The following is a 15,565-nucleotide window of genomic DNA, read 5'->3' on the forward strand; positions in this document are numbered from 1 at the left end:
TATTTATTCAGAGAGGCGTAACGGGCGTATTGTTTTACCCGATTTAACCGAGTTGCACCATTTAGGTGTGATAGCTGAAGGAGGAAAGTAGCCTATCAGGGATAGGCTACTTTTGAGAACTTACTTCAGTTCCAACTCGTTCATTGCGGCGATGCTGAAACCGCCGTCAACGTGCAGGACTTCACCGGAGATGCCGGCTGCCAGATCGGAACACAGGAACGCGGCAGAGTTGCCCACATCTTCAATGGTAACGACACGGCGGATTGGCGTAACGGCTTCGCAATGCGACAGCATTTTCTTGAAGTCTTTGATGCCGGATGCAGCCAGTGTACGAATCGGGCCCGCAGAAATGGCGTTAACGCGCACGCCCTGAGCACCCATGGCGTTCGCCATGTAACGTACGTTCGCTTCCAGAGACGCTTTTGCCAGACCCATCACGTTGTAGTTAGGGATAGCACGCTCAGCACCCAGGTAGGACAGGGTAACCAGCGCAGAGTTCGGGTTCAGCATCTTACGGCAGGCTTTCGCCATCGCGACGAAGCTGTAAGAGCTGATATCGTGAGAAATGCTGAAACCTTCACGGGTAACGGCATCCACGTAGTCACCGTCCAGTTGGTCGCCCGGTGCGTAAGCAATGGAGTGCACGAAGCCATCAAAGTTCGGCCATACGTTAGCCAGTTCGGTAAACAGTGCTTCGATGCTGGCATCTTCAGCGACATCACACGGCAGAACGATGCTGGAACCCAGTTCGCTGGCAAAGCCTTCAACGCGTGCTTTCAATTTGTCGTTCTGATACGTGAAGGCCAGTTCGGCACCTTCGCGCTGCATTGCTTGTGCAATACCGTAGGCAATAGAACGGTTGCTGGCAACACCTGTTACCAGAATGCGCTTACCGGTAAGAAAACCCATAGCAGTAATCCTTGTGATCATTGTTGCTGCGATCGCCACTTCTGTGCCCGTAAACGTACGCGGCAAGTGACGACCCAGATGAATAAACCGCGCGATTCTACCATGTTGGGGACGGTAGGGGTACTCCGAGCAGTATCCCCCTTTTTCCACAGCCCAGTGGCCGTCGCGGGGATGCTGCCGTGGTGCGCGGAGATTAACGTTGTGCGCCGTCGCGTCGCCAGGCGTCGGCGCTGAGCGCTTCGCCGAAGTGGCTGGCAATCAACCGTTTCGTCAGGTCATGTAGCGGGGCGGACAACACATCGGCGGTACTGCCGCGTTCGACCACTTCGCCTGCCTGCATCACCAGAATCTGGTCGCTGATGTGCTTCATCATGCCCAGATGCTGCGTCACGTAAATATAAGAGATACCGTGCTTTTCCTGTAACTCCAGCATCAGATTGATAATCTGTGACCGCATAGACATATCCAGTGACGCCAGTGCCTCATCGGCGACAATCACTTTCGGTTGCAGGATTAATGCACGCGCCAGGCCGACGCGCTGTTTTTGCCCCGGCGCGAGCGCATGCGGATAGTAATAGGCGTGATCGGGACGTAGCCCAACCTGATGCAGCGCCTGATTAATCGCTCTTTCACGCGCTTCGGCGCTGAGATCGGTATTCAGTCGCAGCGGGACATCCAGCAGTTGCCCGATGCGTTGACGCGGATTAAGCGCATTGCTCGCATCCTGAAAGATCATGCGGATGCGCTGGCTGCGATAGCGGTAATCGCCGTAGTGCAGCGGATGGTCATCGATAACCAGCTCGCCGGACGTCGGCGCGATCATGCCCGACAGCATTTTGGCCAGCGTCGATTTCCCTGAACCGTTCTCGCCGATGATGGCGAGCGTTTGCCGTTCACGCAGCGTAAAGCTGACGGATTTTACCGCCTCAACATGCTGACGACGGAACAGCCCGGTCCGATAGCGGAACGTCTTGGTCAGGTTGCGGGCTTCAAGCAGCATCTCAACCATCACGGTTCCTCCATGTTGAGCGGAAAGTGGCAAGCATATAAGTGGTTCTTAACGGAGAGCAGCGGCGGCGTTTGCATACACTGCTTTTGTGAATAAGGGCAGCGCGGGCCAAGCCGACAGCCAATCGGCAGATGTTCCAGCGAGGGGATCGCCCCGTTCAGGGTGTTTAACCGGCTTTTGTGCGGCAGCGAACGGCCGAAATCGGGCATGGCGCGAATCAGCGCCTGCGTATAAGGATGATGCGGCGCTGTGATCAAATCTTCACTGGTGGCGCTTTCCACCGTTTGACCGCAATAGAGTACGTTGATCCGGTCAGCCCATTTGCTCATGGTTTGCAGGTCGTGGCTGATGAGCAGAATCGTGGTGTTATTGTTCTGGTTCAGGCGCGACAGCAGGCGGAAAATCTGCGCCTGCGTAGTGGATTCCATCGCGTTGGTTGGTTCATCGGCAATCAGCAGGCGCGGCTGGTTCGCCAGCGCAATGGCAATCATCACCTTCTGACACTCGCCGTCGCTCAGCTCATAAGGATAGCTACCCATAATATCTTTGTGATCTTTAATCCCGACGCGGTGCAGCAGTTCGATCGCGCGGCGCTTGCGCCAGTGAAATCGCTGCCACCAGCGGCCTTTATATGTCCAGCCAGGAATGGCCTGCATTAGCTGCCTACCGATACTCTCGGACGGATCGAGACAGGATTGCGGCTCCTGGAAAATCATGGAGACGTTATGGCCGACCAGTTTACGCCGCTCGCGCGACGACAGTTGCAGCAGGTCGATGTCATCGAAACGGAAGCGATCGGCGGTTACGCGCCAGTTCTCTTTGGTGAGCCCGCAGATTGCTTTGGCGATCAGGCTTTTACCGGATCCGGATTCGCCCACTAGCCCGCGAATTTCCCCCTCGCTCAGCGTCATACTGACGCGGTCAACGGCTTTTACGGCGCCGTCGGCGGTCAGAAATTCAATCGTCAGGTTACGGATATCAAGTAATGGCATAGGGAGTCGTCGCCTCTTATTCCGTTTCCGCTACCAGCGCACGGCGAATGCCGTCGCCCAGCAGATTGACGATTAACACACTCAGTGCGATGGTAGCGCCGGGCAGCATTACGGTCCACGGTGCGGCATACACCAGCTCCAGCGAGTTGCCAAGCAGGGCACCCCATTCGGTTGTCGGCAACTGCGCGCCCAAATCGAGAAAGCCCAGCGCGGCGATATCCAGAATGGCGATCGACAACGCGCGGGTAAATTCGGAGACCAGCAGCGCGGCGATGTTTGGCAACACGACATACCAGACAAGGTAAAACGTGGAAGCCCCGTCAAGGCGGGCGGCGATCACGTACTCTTTGTCCATTTCATCGTGTACGGCGTTGTAGATGGTTCGCACCATGCGCGGCAACAGTGCTAGCCAGACGGCGAGCATCGCGTGTTCGAGCTTAGGGCCGATAAAGGCAATCACCACAATCGCCAGCAACAGCGACGGAATCGACAGCAGCGTATCCAGAATGTGGTTGATCATCGCAGAGCGCAGTCCGCGCGTGACGCCAGCAAAGACGCCCAACACGATGCCGCACAGTGCCGCCGCGTAGGTGACGATGAGCGACGCACCGACGGTGGGAGCGGCACCGCTCAATAAGCGGCTTAACTGGTCACGCCCTAAATCGTCGGTGCCGAGGAAGAACGAGACTTCACCATAGTGTGACCAGGAAGGGGGCAACAGTTGATAGCCTAGGAATTGTTGGTCAACTTCATAAGGTGCGAGAAATTTGCCGAACAGACACAGGCCGATCAGGATCAGAAAACCGTACAGCCCGATCATCGCCAGCATATCCTGATGGAATACCCGCCAAGTATCGCCTAGTCGGCTAGGCAACCGCTTTTCGCTATACACGTTATCGTAGGGCATACCATTCCTTGTGTTTCAACGGATTTGCCATAGCACCCCAAATATCGGACAGAATATTGACCGTAATGACCATTGCGCCGACCACCATTACGCCCGCAGAAATCGCGGCGTAATCCTGTTGGCGAATGGCATTTACCAGCCAGCGACCGATGCCCGGCCAGTTAAAGACCACTTCGGTAATCATCGTCAGCGTCAGCATGGTGGAAAATTGTAACCCCAGTTTGGGAATAATCGGCGGCAGTGCGTTATGAATCAGGTAGCGACGAATGATCGTAAAGCGCGATAGCCCGCGGGTTGCCGCCGCTTTAATGTAGTTTTTGCTGATAATTTCCGTAGTGCTGACGCGCATCAGGCGAATCACTTCGGTAGTCGGCCCGACGGCCAGCACGGTAATCGGCAGAATCAGGTGGCGGATGGCGCTGACGATCATATCACCGCGATGTGGCGAATCTGACAGCCAAGCGTCAATCAGCGCAAATCCGGTGACGGTTTTTACCTGATAGAGCAGGTCGAAACGACCTGAAACCGGCAGCCAGCCGAGGTGCAGCGAGAAGAAGAGCGTCAGCAGTAGCGCCAGCCAGAACACCGGTAGGGAAAAGCCGATGAGCGCCAGCGTGCTAATTACAATGTCCGCGCCGCGATTCCGCATCATGCCGGCGGTAATGCCCAGTGGAATACCGACCAGCAGTGAGAGCACAAATGCCAAAAGACAAAGTTCAATCGTGGCGGGGAACACCTCTTTCAGCAATTCACTGATGGCCTGTCCGTTAATGCTGGAGCGACCGAAATCACCCTGAAGCAGACTGGTGAGGTAAAAGTGGTAGGCATCAAACAGCGCCGCACCGTTGAGCGGGGCGTTAGGCGTGTAGTAGCTGAGGCTAAAGCCAACCAGCGACAGTAGTGACAATGTCACTATCAGTAACACCAGGCGTCGTAAGGTAAAGATAATCACGGCTGTGTTTCCTCCACGGTTTCCGGTGCAGAGGGTTTCTGCTGCGCTTGTTGATCCTCGCGGAAGACGCCCGCGAACGAGGCATTGCCGAATGGACTCAAGACCAGCCCTTTCATGTCATAGCGGTAGGCCAGCAGTCGTAATGACGACGCCAGCGGCAGAACGGGTAACTGTTCTGCCAGAATACGCTGTGCCTGCTGATAATAGTCAATCCGCTTAGAAAGCTGCTGTGACGAGAGCGCGCTTTGCAGCACTTCATCAAAAGTGGGATCGCACCAGTGCGCGTAGTTGCTCTGGGAGCGAATAGCCGCGCAGCTTAACAGCGGTCGGAAAAAGCTGTCCGGGTCGTTACTGTCCGTTGCCCATCCCGCCAGCGTTAAATCGTGGCTGAGTTCCATCAGTCGGGCTTCCTGAAAACGGCCTTCCACCGGCACGATGGTCACGGTGACGCCAATTTGCGCCAGATCGGCCTGTATCAGTTCAGCCGTTTTCAGCGGACTGGGGTTGTAGGACTGTGAAGCGCTGGGCACCCACAGACGCAGATTTAGGTTAGTCAACCCCAGTTCCTGCAAGATTTGTTGCGCTTTCTGCGGGTTATATTCGGTTACCTGTGATTCATTGTCGTACGCCCACGATGCTCGGGGCAGAATCGACGCTGCCGTTTCCGCCGTGCCGTAATAGATCGACTGCATTAACCTGTCGTTATTGATCGCCAGTGCGATGGCTTCCCGCACGCGGCGGTCGTCCAACGGCGGTTTTCGCACGTTGAAGGCCAGATAAGCGACATTCATACCGGGACGCAGTGAGAGACGCAGACGCGGGTCGTTACGCAAGATCGTTAACTGACTGGCCGCCGGATAGGCGAGGACATCACATTCACCGGTTAGCAGCTTGGATAAGCGGCCCGTACCGCCGGAGCCAAGATCGACAACCACCTGCCGCATGCGTGGCAGGCCGCGCCAATAATCGCCGTTGCGCGTCAGGCGAATATATTGCCCGCTGCGGTATTCATCGAGCAGATAAGGGCCAGTGCCGACGGGGTCGCGATCCAGCAGCTCCTTTTTGTCCTCTTTTGCCAGACGCTGCGCGTATTCTGCGGACAGAATCGGCGCGTAGTGCGTGGCCAGATGCCAGAGGAAAGAGGCGTCTGGGCTGTTGAGCCGGATTTCAATGCTGTATTCGCCCAACTTGCGGATGTGTTGTACCGAATCGGCGAATTGTAGACTGTCGAAATAGGGATATTCACCGCCGTTAACATCATGATACGGGTGCTTTTCGTCCAGCATGCGTTGGAAGCTGAATATCACGTCGTCGGCGTTCATATTACGGGTTGGGCTGAACTTAGCGGTGTGCTGAAATGGCACATCGCGGCGCAGGTAGAAACGGTATGTCGAACCGTTGTCCAAGACTTCCCAGCGCTGAGCCAGTTCTGGCATCAGACGATAGGTATAAGGATCGACATCCAACAGGCGATCGTAGAGCTGGGCCGCCAGCGTATCAATCGTGATACCGCTGCGCGCCATCTGCGGGTTAAACGTGTTCAGGACATCATTGACGCAATAGACAAAACCGCTCTGGCGAATATTTTCCAGCGGAGCAGGCGGCGTTAGCACGGACGGTGAGGCTGCCAGTGCAGGCAACGCCAGCCAGGTGAGTGCCAGTGCGAAACAGGTTTTTCCGAACATACGGGATTTTTCAGTCAAGATGGTTATACACAGAGTGTATCGCACTCTTGGCATCCTCCCCACTCTTGTTATGCGCGTCTGGCGACTTTCCAACCGATTGCGCCTGCGGATGAACACGATGGGCGGTTAGGAACCCCATAATCAGCATGGTAATGAGAAAAATTCTCAACAAAGTGCTTTACAAATGATACTGATAACTATTATCATCATTTTCGCACTTCGGCAGTTGCTTCTCGCAGGCACTGAAGGAGAGCACGACATTGCTCACATTGCTTCCAGTATTATTTTAGCCAGCCGACGTGCTGGCTTTTTTTTGCCTGAAAAATGACCTCACCAGATACTTATCTTGCTTTCTATTTCTCTGTAAATAATTAATAAAATCAATATGGTTGGGATATGTCCTAAATTGTTTGCGGGAACATAAATCTCCCTTATCATGCCTATACCCAAGATCATGGGTTCACAATGGAGATAAGGAATATGTGGATGAGAAGGAATCAAATCGTCAGGAAATTGGCGTTAGGTGTGGTAACAACGGTGCTGGGGATGTCGCTCAGCTTTTCAGCACTATCCGCCACGCCGGTAGAAACGCATGGTCAGTTGTCCATCGAAAATGGGCGACTGGTGGATGAACAGGGGAAAAGGGTGCAACTGAGAGGGGTCAGTTCGCACGGTTTGCAGTGGTTTGGCGATTATGTCAACAAAGACTCGATGAAGTGGCTGCGTGATGACTGGGGGATTAATGTATTCCGCGTCGCCATGTACACGGCGGCGGATGGTTATATTTCGAATCCTTCCCTCGCCAATAAGGTAAAAGAGGCCGTTGCGGCGGCGCAAAGCCTCGGCGTTTACATCATCATCGACTGGCATATCTTGTCGGATAACGATCCTAATATTTATAAAGCACAGGCAAAAACCTTCTTTGCCGAAATGGCGGGGCTGTATGGCAGCTCACCGAACGTGATTTATGAAATCGCCAATGAGCCAAACGGTGGCGTGACATGGAACGGACAGATTCGGCCTTATGCGCTGGAAGTGACTGACACCATCCGTAGCAAAGATCCCGATAACCTCATTATCGTTGGTACGGGCACCTGGAGTCAGGATATCCACGATGCAGCGGATAACCAACTGCCCGATCCGAATACGATGTACGCGCTGCATTTCTATGCGGGTACGCACGGGCAGTTCCTGCGCGACCGCATTGATTATGCACAAAGTCGCGGCGCGGCGATTTTCGTCAGCGAGTGGGGCACCAGCGATGCATCCGGTAACGGCGGACCGTTCCTGCCAGAATCGCAGACCTGGATCGATTTCCTGAATAACCGTGGCGTAAGCTGGGTGAACTGGTCGCTTACCGATAAGTCAGAGGCGTCCGCCGCGCTGGCACCGGGGGCGAGCAAATCAGGCGGCTGGGCGGAGCAAAATCTGTCTACGTCAGGGAAATTTGTCAGAGAGCAGATTCGTGCAGGTGCGGATCTGAGTAATGGCGATACGCCGACTACCCCGACCACGCCAACGGAGCCGACTAACCCAGGTAATGGAACAACGGGTGACGTCGTGCTGCAATATCGTAATGTGGATAACAACCCGTCCGATGATGCGATTCGTATGGCCGTCAACATCAAAAATACCGGCAGTACGCCGATCAAACTGAGCGATCTGCAAGTGCGTTACTACTTCCATGATGATGGCAAACCTGGCGCGAACCTCTTTGTTGACTGGGCAAACGTCGGCCCTAACAACATCGTGACCAGCACGGGGACGCCAGCCGCCAGCACCGATAAGGCTAATCGCTATGTTCTGGTGACCTTCAGCAGCGGAGCCGGTTCCCTTCAGCCGGGCGCGGAAACCGGTGAAGTGCAGGTGCGTATCCACGCCGGTGACTGGAGCAATGTGAATGAAACCAACGACTATTCATACGGCGCTAACGTCACGAGCTACGCTAACTGGGATAAGATCACCGTGCACGATAAAGGCACGCTGGTATGGGGAACTGAGCCGTAATCGAGCCTGTTAACCTATTAATCCATTTCCTCTGCGGGCGTGAATTCGCCCGCATTTTCTTTCCCGTTTCTTACTCATTTACCACAATATCGTGTTTCTTCAGCAATCCACGTAGCTGGTGATAGGTTAATCCCAGTAGCTCAGCGGCTTTGCGCTGGTTAAATTTTGCCTGATTCAATGCCCGATCGATCAAGCTTTTCTCCTGCTCCAACAGCCACGGTTTCATCTCCAGCGGTAAATCTGGCTGATTGATCGCTGTACGTGTTTCCTGAACAGTTGGAGTTCGGCGGAAGGGGTTCAGAATGATGGCATCGAGAGGTTGCTCGCTGTCGCCGTGGCGATACACCGAGCGTTCAACCACGTTTTTCAGCTCACGAATATTGCCCGGCCAGTCGTAATTCAGCAGCGTCTCGCGCGCGGCTGGCGTAAAACCGGGAAAGAGCGGCAGATGCAATTCGCGGCACATCTGAATCGCAAAGTTATCTGCCAGCAACATGATGTCCTGCTGGCGTTCCCGCAGAGGCGGGAGCTGGACAACGTCAAAGGCCAAACGGTCGAGCAGGTCCGCGCGGAATTTACCGCTGGCGGCAAGCGCAGGCAGATCGTCGTTGGTTGCACATACCAGACGCACATCAACCTGTAGCTGATCTCTGCCGCCGACGCGCTCCAGCATGCCGTATTCGATCACTCGCAGTAATTTTTCCTGCACCAGCATCGGAGCAGTAGCCAGTTCATCCAAAAACAGCGTTCCGCCGTCGGCGCGTTCGAAGCGTCCTAGATGGCGCTTCTGCGCCCCGGTAAAAGCACCGGCTTCATGACCAAATAGCTCGGAGTCGAGCAGGTTCTCGTTGAGCGCCGCACAGTTGAGGGAAACGAACGGCCCTTGCCAACGCGGGGAAAGATAATGCAGACGGCTGGCGATCAGCTCTTTACCGGTACCGCGTTCGCCAATCACCAGCACGGGCTTATTTAACTGGGCCAACTGCGACACCTGTTCCAGTACCTCCAGAAAGCTGTTGGCTTCGCCGAGCAGGTTCTCTTTTTCCTGAAGCATGATGTTCCACCGTGTTATTTTTACTAACTGTTAGCGTATTTGACTAATCTAACGGAAAGGGAAAAATAGTCAAAATTATCTATTCTTTTATTTTCAGTGAGTTAAATAGAATTAAACGTTGGCATGCTTATTGATATACCTATAGGGAGATCGAGACTGGCTCGGCTAGTCCCGGTGATAAATCAGGCGTAATCAGACGCTGGAAATCATGAAGAGGATGTAATTATGGGTATTTTTTCTCGTTTTGCCGACATCGTGAACGCCAACATCAATTCATTGCTGGATAAAGCTGAAGATCCGCAGAAATTGGTGCGGCTGATGATTCAGGAAATGGAAGATACGCTGGTTGAAGTGCGTTCAACCTCGGCGCGGGCGTTGGCAGAAAAGAAACAGATTGCCCGTCGTATTGAACAAGCGCACGGTCAGCAGGAGCAGTGGCAGGAAAAAGCCGAGTTGGCGCTGCGTAAAGATAAAGACGATCTGGCCCGTGCGGCGCTGATTGAAAAGCAGAAGCTAACCGACCTGATCGCGGTGTTGCAGCATGAAGCTGAAAGCGTGGATGAAACGCTGGAGCGCATGAAGCGTGAAATCGGCGAGCTGGAAAACAAATTGAGCGAAACCCGTGCTCGCCAGCAGGCGCTGACGCTGCGCCATCAGGCGGCGGCATCGTCGCGTGATGTGCGTCGCCAGTTGGATAGCGGTAAGCTGGATGAAGCGATGGCGCGTTTCGATCAGTTTGAACGCCGTATCGACACGATGGAGGCGGAAGCGGAAAGCCACGGGCTGGGGAAACAAAAATCGCTGGATCAGCAGTTTGCCGAGCTGAAAGCGGACGATGAAATCAGCGCGCAACTGGCGGCACTTAAAGCTAAAGTTAAGCCAGCAGAGTAATAAAGCGTAAACGCCATCGGATGGCTGTCGTGAGAAAACGGCAGCCGCCATAGGGCGTGTAAATAATAACTAAGGAGACACAATGAGTGCGTTGTTTCTTGCCATTCCGCTGACCATTTTCATGTTGTTTGTGGCACCGATATGGCTTTGGCTACATTACAGTCAGCGTAAAAACAGTGCTCAACTGGGACAAAACGATATACAACGTCTGACGCGTTTAACGGAAGAATCCAACCGTATGCGTGAGCGTATCAGGGCGCTGGAAGACATTCTGGATGCAGAACACCCGGACTGGAGAAAGTCGTAATGAAAAATACGTGGTCAGATAAAACGTTATACCGCATACCGGAAGAAGGCATGCTGAAAGGAGTTTGCGCGGGGTTAGCACGTTACTTTGACGTGCCAGTGAAACTCGTGCGGCTGATTGCGGTGCTGTCGATATTTTTCGGCCTGTTCTTTTTCACCATGGTGGCCTACATCATTCTGACCTTTATGCTTGACCCGGCTCCGGCAGGAATGGAATGTGAGGATGAAAAGACGGCGCGTACCCCTAGCCAATTGCTAAATGAAGCCGATGCGACCTTGCAGGCCAGCGAACAGCGCCTGCGCAACATTGAACGCTATGTGACCTCGGATACGTTTGGCGTTCAGAACCGCTTTCGTCACCTGTAATTTGTCATCGGTTATACTCTTTCGCTGACATTATCCACCGTACGACTTGAGTCGAGAGTGGATAATGTCGCGCTGCTTTTTTCTCCGCAACCAATGCGGTAGCTTAAACGTACTTTTGCAACAACACGCGTTTTCAACTACATGCATTGCAACTACATGGTTTACAACTACATGGTTTACAACTACATGGTTTACAACTACATGGTTTACAACTACATGGTTTACAACTACAGGAGTGATGGATCATTCGATGAGTCGACTACAGAACGACATTAACTCTCTGGTCAATCGCGGCGTGGATCGTCACTTGCGGATTGCCGTCACTGGGTTGAGCCGCAGTGGCAAAACCGCGTTTATCACCGCGTTCGTCAATCAATTATTGAATACCCACAGCGGTGCACATCTGCCGATGTTTTCCCCCGTGCGCGAAGAGCGCTTGCTGGGTGTGAAACGCGTGCCCCAGCGCGATCTGGGCGTGCCGCGTTTTGCCTATGATGAAGGCATGGCGGCGCTGTATGGCTCGCCGCCGGCTTGGCCGACGCCGACGCGCGGCGTGAGTGAGATTCGTCTGGCGCTGCGCTATCGCTCTAAAGATTCGCTGCTGCGTCACTTTAAAGACACGTCGACGCTCTATCTGGAAATTGTCGATTACCCCGGCGAGTGGTTGCTGGATCTGCCGCTGCTGGAACAAACCTATTTGAGCTGGTCGCAGCAGATGAGCGGCTTGCTGCAAGGGGGACGCACTGAGTGGGCGAAACCCTGGCTGGCGCTGTGCGAGAAAATCGATCCGTTGGCCCCGGCCGATGAAAACCTGCTTGCCGAGGTGGCACAGGCCTACACCGACTATCTGCACCGTTGCAAACAGGAAGGGCTGCACTTTATTCAGCCGGGGCGATTTGTGCTGCCGGGCGATCTGGCGGGTGCGCCGGTGCTGCAATTCTTCCCTTGGCCGCAGGTGAATAATATCGGTGAAGCTAAGCTAGCGCAGGCGGATGAGAAAACCAACATCGGCATGCTGCGCAAACGTTTTGACTATTACTGTCAGTCGGTCGTCAAAGGATTTTATAAGGATCACTTTGTGCGCTTCGACCGGCAGATTGTTCTGGTCGATTGCCTGCAACCGCTCAATAGCGGCATTCATGCGTTTAACGATATGCGGCTGGCGTTGACCCAACTGATGCAAAGTTTTCATTATGGAAAGCGCACGCTGTTCCGCCGTTTGTTTTCACCTTGTATCGACAAACTGATGTTTGCGGCGAGTAAAGCGGATCACATTACCGTCGACCAGCACGCCAATCTGGTGTCGTTGCTTCAGCAACTGGTGCAAGAGGCGTGGCAGAACGCCGCGTTTGAAGGCATCGATATGCGCTGTGAAGGCATTGCGTCGATCCAGTCAACGCAGAGCGGGGTGGTTGATCATCAGGGACAGAAAATTCCGGCGCTGAAAGGGCATCGACTCAGTGACGGTCAGCCGTTGACGGTCTACCCCGGTGAAGTACCTGCACGTTTGCCGGGCGCGGCATTCTGGCAAACGCAGGGCTTCCACTTCGATCAATTTCGTCCGCGAGAAATGACGGTAGACACGCCGTTACCGCATATCCGGTTGGATACGGTCATGGACTTTCTGTTAAAGGATAAATTGCGATGAACGAGCCACTGAAACCCCGCGTCACGTTCGATGATGTCTCACCGCAAGAGCCACAGCCGCAGTTGCGTGCCGGGTTGGCATTTGATGAGCAGAGCGGCACGCCGTTTTCCCCGATCAGCCGCGAAGAAGAAGTACCGGAAGAAGGCGCGGCGGAAGAGGCGATCAGCGCGGCGCTGCGGCCGAAGCGCAGCCTGTGGCGGCGTATGGTGATGGCGGGGATCGGGCTGTTTGGCGTTAGCGCGCTGGCACAGGGCGTGCAGTCGCTGCATAACGCCTGGGTGCAACAGGATTGGATCGCGCTGGGCGGCATTACCGCAGGCAGCCTGATTGTGGCGGCGGGCGTCGGTTCGCTGGCTGTCGAGTGGCGGCGGCTCTATCGCTTGCGGGAACGTGCGGAAGAGCGCGATGTGGCTCGCGATCTGTTACACAGCCACGGCGTGGGGGGCGGGCGCGAATTTTGTGAAAAACTGGCGCGGCAGGCGGGACTGGATAGCGGCCATCCGGCGATACAGCGCTGGCAGGCTTCGCTGCATGAAACCCACAACGACCGTGAAGTGCTGGAGCTTTATGCGCGTCTGGTTCAGCCCGTACTGGACACGCAGGCGCGGCGTGAAATCAGTCGCTCGGCAGCGGAATCCACCTTGATGATCGCAGTCAGCCCGCTGGCGCTGGTAGATATGGCCTTTATTGCCTGGCGCAACCTACGCCTGATTAACCGTATTGCCGCGCTGTACGGCATCGAACTCGGCTATTTCAGCCGCATTAGCCTGTTCCGTCTGGTGCTGGTTAATATCGCGTTTGCCGGTGCATCGGAGCTGGTGCGGGAAATTGGCATGGACTGGATGTCGCAGGATCTTGCAGCGCGGCTATCAACCCGCGCTGCACAGGGTATTGGCGCAGGGCTGCTGACCGCGCGTTTGGGTATCAAAGCGATGGAATTATGTCGCCCGTTGCCGTGGTTGGATGACAAACCGCGTCTCGGTGATTTCCGCCGCGAACTGATTGGACTGGTGAAAGAAACGCTGCAAAAAGGGCGTTAGTGTCATGGCGATAGCGCACAGTATGCGCCATCGTTATGGACAAGTGCAGGGCAAACCGGACCCCGTTTCGTCATTGACGTGGAAAAAACGTACAGCTGTGTCAACTTTTGCTGCCACCTTACTTCATCCGGTGCAAACGAAAGGGTATTATCAGTAGCAATAGCCCTATCGTGTCTCTTGAAGAAGGTAGCCGTTGATGCATCTGGAAGTGATTTGTGAAGACCGCATTGGTATGGTCCGTGAACTGTTAGATCTACTTGCGTCACGCAATATTGATTTACGCGGTATTGAAATTGCGTCTATTGGTCGTATCTACCTCAATTTTGCCACCCTTGATTTTGATGATTTCCGTCTGCTGATGACGGAAATCCGCCATATTGAAAGTGTCAGCGATGTGCGTACCGTGGCGTTCATGCCGTCTGAGCGCGAGCATCGGGCGTTGAATGCGCTGCTGGAATCGATGCCTGAACCCGTATTCTCGCTGGATATGAAAGGAAAACTGGAGCTGTTTAACCCCGCCGCGCTGGCGCTGTTTGACCAATCGGCAGAGACGATCAGCGACGTAATGATTGGCAGCATGATCCCCGGATTCAATTTTGCCAGTTGGCTGGAAAAGAGTCATTCCGTCGTTGCCGAGCGTGTCGTGATTCGCGGTCAGGATTTCCTGCTGGAAATGACGCCCGTCCGTCTGGAAGATGATGCGGGTAAAGTGGCAACGGCAGGCGCATTGGTGATGCTGAAATCGGCTGCTCGCATGGGCCGCCAGTTGCAGAACCTCGCCGTGAATGATGAAAATGAGTTCAATCATATCGTGGCTGTTAGCCCGAAAATGCGTCAGGTGGTTGAGCAGGCACGCAAATTAGCGATGCTGGATGCGCCGCTGCTAATTGTGGGCGATACAGGGACGGGTAAGGATATGCTGGCACGTGCCTGCCACCTGCGCGGGCCGCGCGGCAAAAATCCTTTCCTGGCGCTGAACTGTGCGGCGTTACCCGATGACGTGATGGAGAGCGAGCTGTTCGGCCATGCGCCCGGTGCGTATCTCAATGCGCAGGAAGGCAAGAAAGGTTTCTTCGAACAGGCTAATGGCGGTTCGGTTCTGCTGGATGAAGTCGGTGAAATGTCGGCCCAGATGCAGACGAAACTGCTGCGTTTCCTGAATGACGGGACATTCCGCCGCGTCGGTGAAGATCACGAAGTGCATGTGGACGTGCGGGTGATTTGTGCGACCAAGAAAAATTTGTTGGAATTGGTACAGCGCGGTGAGTTCCGGGAGGATCTTTATTATCGCCTCAATGTACTCTCGCTGACGTTACCGCCGCTGCGCGAGCGTCCGGCGGATATTATGCCGTTGGCCGAGCTTTTTGTGGCGCGCTTTGCCGATGAACAGGGGATTTCGCGTCCCAAATTGGCCGCAGATGTGGAGCATTTCCTGCCGCAGTACGGCTGGCCGGGTAACGTTAGGCAACTGCGAAATACCATTTATCGCGCACTGACGCAGTTGGAAGGCAACGAACTGCATATGCAGGACATCGATCTCCCTGCGTTTTCGATTGATGCGCCGCAAGATGAAACCCTGCTTGATGGCTCGCTGGATGACATCAACAAGCGTTTCGAACGCTCCGTGCTGACCCGCCTTTATCAATCTTATCCAAGCACACGTAAACTGGCGAAGCGGTTAGGCGTATCGCACACGGCGATAGCCAACAAACTGCGGGAATATGGACTCAGCCAACGCAAACCGGCGGGGGATGACGAGGAGTAAATAACAAAACGGCTGCTTGCGCAGCCGTTTTAGT

14 protein-coding genes are annotated in these 15,565 nt (G+C 54.4%); 7 read left to right on the plus strand and 7 right to left on the minus strand.

The genetic code is table 11. The features are described 5' to 3' along the window. Nucleotides 1-120: 120 nt before the first annotated feature. The 6 genes from fabI to sapA form a co-directional block, all read right to left on the minus strand. Entirely contained in the window at nucleotides 121-909 is a 789-nt protein-coding gene (gene fabI / locus DMB82_RS09805; RefSeq protein WP_010276729.1) for an enoyl-ACP reductase FabI, read from the minus strand. A 193-nt stretch (nucleotides 910-1,102) separates the two neighbouring features. Continuing rightward, entirely contained in the window at nucleotides 1,103-1,918 is an 816-nt protein-coding gene (gene sapF, locus DMB82_RS09810; RefSeq protein WP_010276730.1) for a putrescine export ABC transporter ATP-binding protein SapF, read from the minus strand. Further along, a complete protein-coding gene (gene sapD / locus DMB82_RS09815) occupies nucleotides 1,918-2,910 on the minus strand; it encodes a putrescine export ABC transporter ATP-binding protein SapD (protein WP_102116413.1) in 993 nt (330 codons plus the stop codon). Before sapD ends, sapF begins: the two co-directional genes overlap by 1 nt. Nucleotides 2,911-2,926: 16 nt before the next feature. Beyond that, the gene (gene sapC, locus DMB82_RS09820; protein ID WP_102116414.1) at nucleotides 2,927-3,817 is read right to left on the minus strand and encodes a putrescine export ABC transporter permease SapC; all 891 of its coding nucleotides are present in this window, start codon (nucleotides 3,815-3,817) and stop codon (nucleotides 2,927-2,929) included. Next, nucleotides 3,804-4,769 (minus strand): putrescine export ABC transporter permease SapB, encoded by a 966-nt coding sequence (sapB, locus tag DMB82_RS09825; protein ID WP_102116415.1) that lies wholly within the window; start codon nucleotides 4,767-4,769, stop codon nucleotides 3,804-3,806. Before sapB ends, sapC begins: the two co-directional genes overlap by 14 nt. Further along, entirely contained in the window at nucleotides 4,766-6,454 is a 1,689-nt protein-coding gene (sapA, locus tag DMB82_RS09830) for an ABC transporter substrate-binding protein SapA (protein ID WP_116162879.1), read from the minus strand. The genes sapB and sapA overlap by 4 nt, the downstream gene beginning before the upstream one ends. A gap of 480 nt (nucleotides 6,455-6,934) precedes the next feature. On the opposite strand from sapA, the gene DMB82_RS09835 reads away from it, so the two are divergent. Next, nucleotides 6,935-8,461, plus strand: a complete 1,527-nt coding sequence (locus tag DMB82_RS09835; protein ID WP_116162881.1) for a cellulase family glycosylhydrolase — start codon at nucleotides 6,935-6,937, stop codon at nucleotides 8,459-8,461. Nucleotides 8,462-8,531: 70 nt separating this feature from the next. On the opposite strand, the gene pspF is transcribed toward DMB82_RS09835, so the two are convergent. Beyond that, a complete protein-coding gene (pspF, locus tag DMB82_RS09840; protein WP_102116419.1) occupies nucleotides 8,532-9,515 on the minus strand; it encodes a phage shock protein operon transcriptional activator in 984 nt (327 codons plus the stop codon). A gap of 225 nt (nucleotides 9,516-9,740) precedes the next feature. Here pspF and pspA point away from each other — a divergent pair, with 225 nt between their 5' ends. The 6 genes from pspA to tyrR all read left to right on the plus strand — a co-directional run bounded on the left by pspA (nucleotide 9,741) and on the right by tyrR (nucleotide 15,531). Continuing rightward, the gene (pspA, locus tag DMB82_RS09845) at nucleotides 9,741-10,406 is read left to right on the plus strand and encodes a phage shock protein PspA (RefSeq protein ID WP_010295838.1); all 666 of its coding nucleotides are present in this window, start codon (nucleotides 9,741-9,743) and stop codon (nucleotides 10,404-10,406) included. 82 nt (nucleotides 10,407-10,488) lie between these two features. Beyond that, nucleotides 10,489-10,713, plus strand: coding sequence for an envelope stress response membrane protein PspB (gene pspB / locus DMB82_RS09850; protein ID WP_102116420.1), 225 nt, complete (start codon nucleotides 10,489-10,491; stop codon nucleotides 10,711-10,713). After that, nucleotides 10,713-11,078 (plus strand): envelope stress response membrane protein PspC, encoded by a 366-nt coding sequence (gene pspC, locus DMB82_RS09855; protein ID WP_102116421.1) that lies wholly within the window; start codon nucleotides 10,713-10,715, stop codon nucleotides 11,076-11,078. The genes pspB and pspC overlap by 1 nt, the downstream gene beginning before the upstream one ends. Before the next feature lie 250 nt (nucleotides 11,079-11,328). Further along, on the plus strand, nucleotides 11,329-12,726 hold the full coding sequence (locus DMB82_RS09860; protein ID WP_116163006.1) for a YcjX family GTP-binding protein: 1,398 nt from the start codon (nucleotides 11,329-11,331) through the stop codon (nucleotides 12,724-12,726). Continuing rightward, nucleotides 12,723-13,766: a YcjF family protein gene (locus tag DMB82_RS09865; RefSeq protein WP_102116422.1), complete on the plus strand. Its 1,044-nt coding sequence runs from the start codon at nucleotides 12,723-12,725 to the stop codon at nucleotides 13,764-13,766. Before DMB82_RS09860 ends, DMB82_RS09865 begins: the two co-directional genes overlap by 4 nt. A 196-nt stretch (nucleotides 13,767-13,962) precedes the next feature. Continuing rightward, a complete protein-coding gene (tyrR, locus tag DMB82_RS09870) occupies nucleotides 13,963-15,531 on the plus strand; it encodes a transcriptional regulator TyrR (RefSeq protein ID WP_116162883.1) in 1,569 nt (522 codons plus the stop codon). Nucleotides 15,532-15,565 lie beyond the last annotated feature (34 nt).

Origin of the sequence: Pectobacterium aquaticum, from assembly GCF_003382565.3 — a bacterium.
In the GTDB taxonomy this organism is placed as follows: domain Bacteria; phylum Pseudomonadota; class Gammaproteobacteria; order Enterobacterales; family Enterobacteriaceae; genus Pectobacterium; species Pectobacterium aquaticum.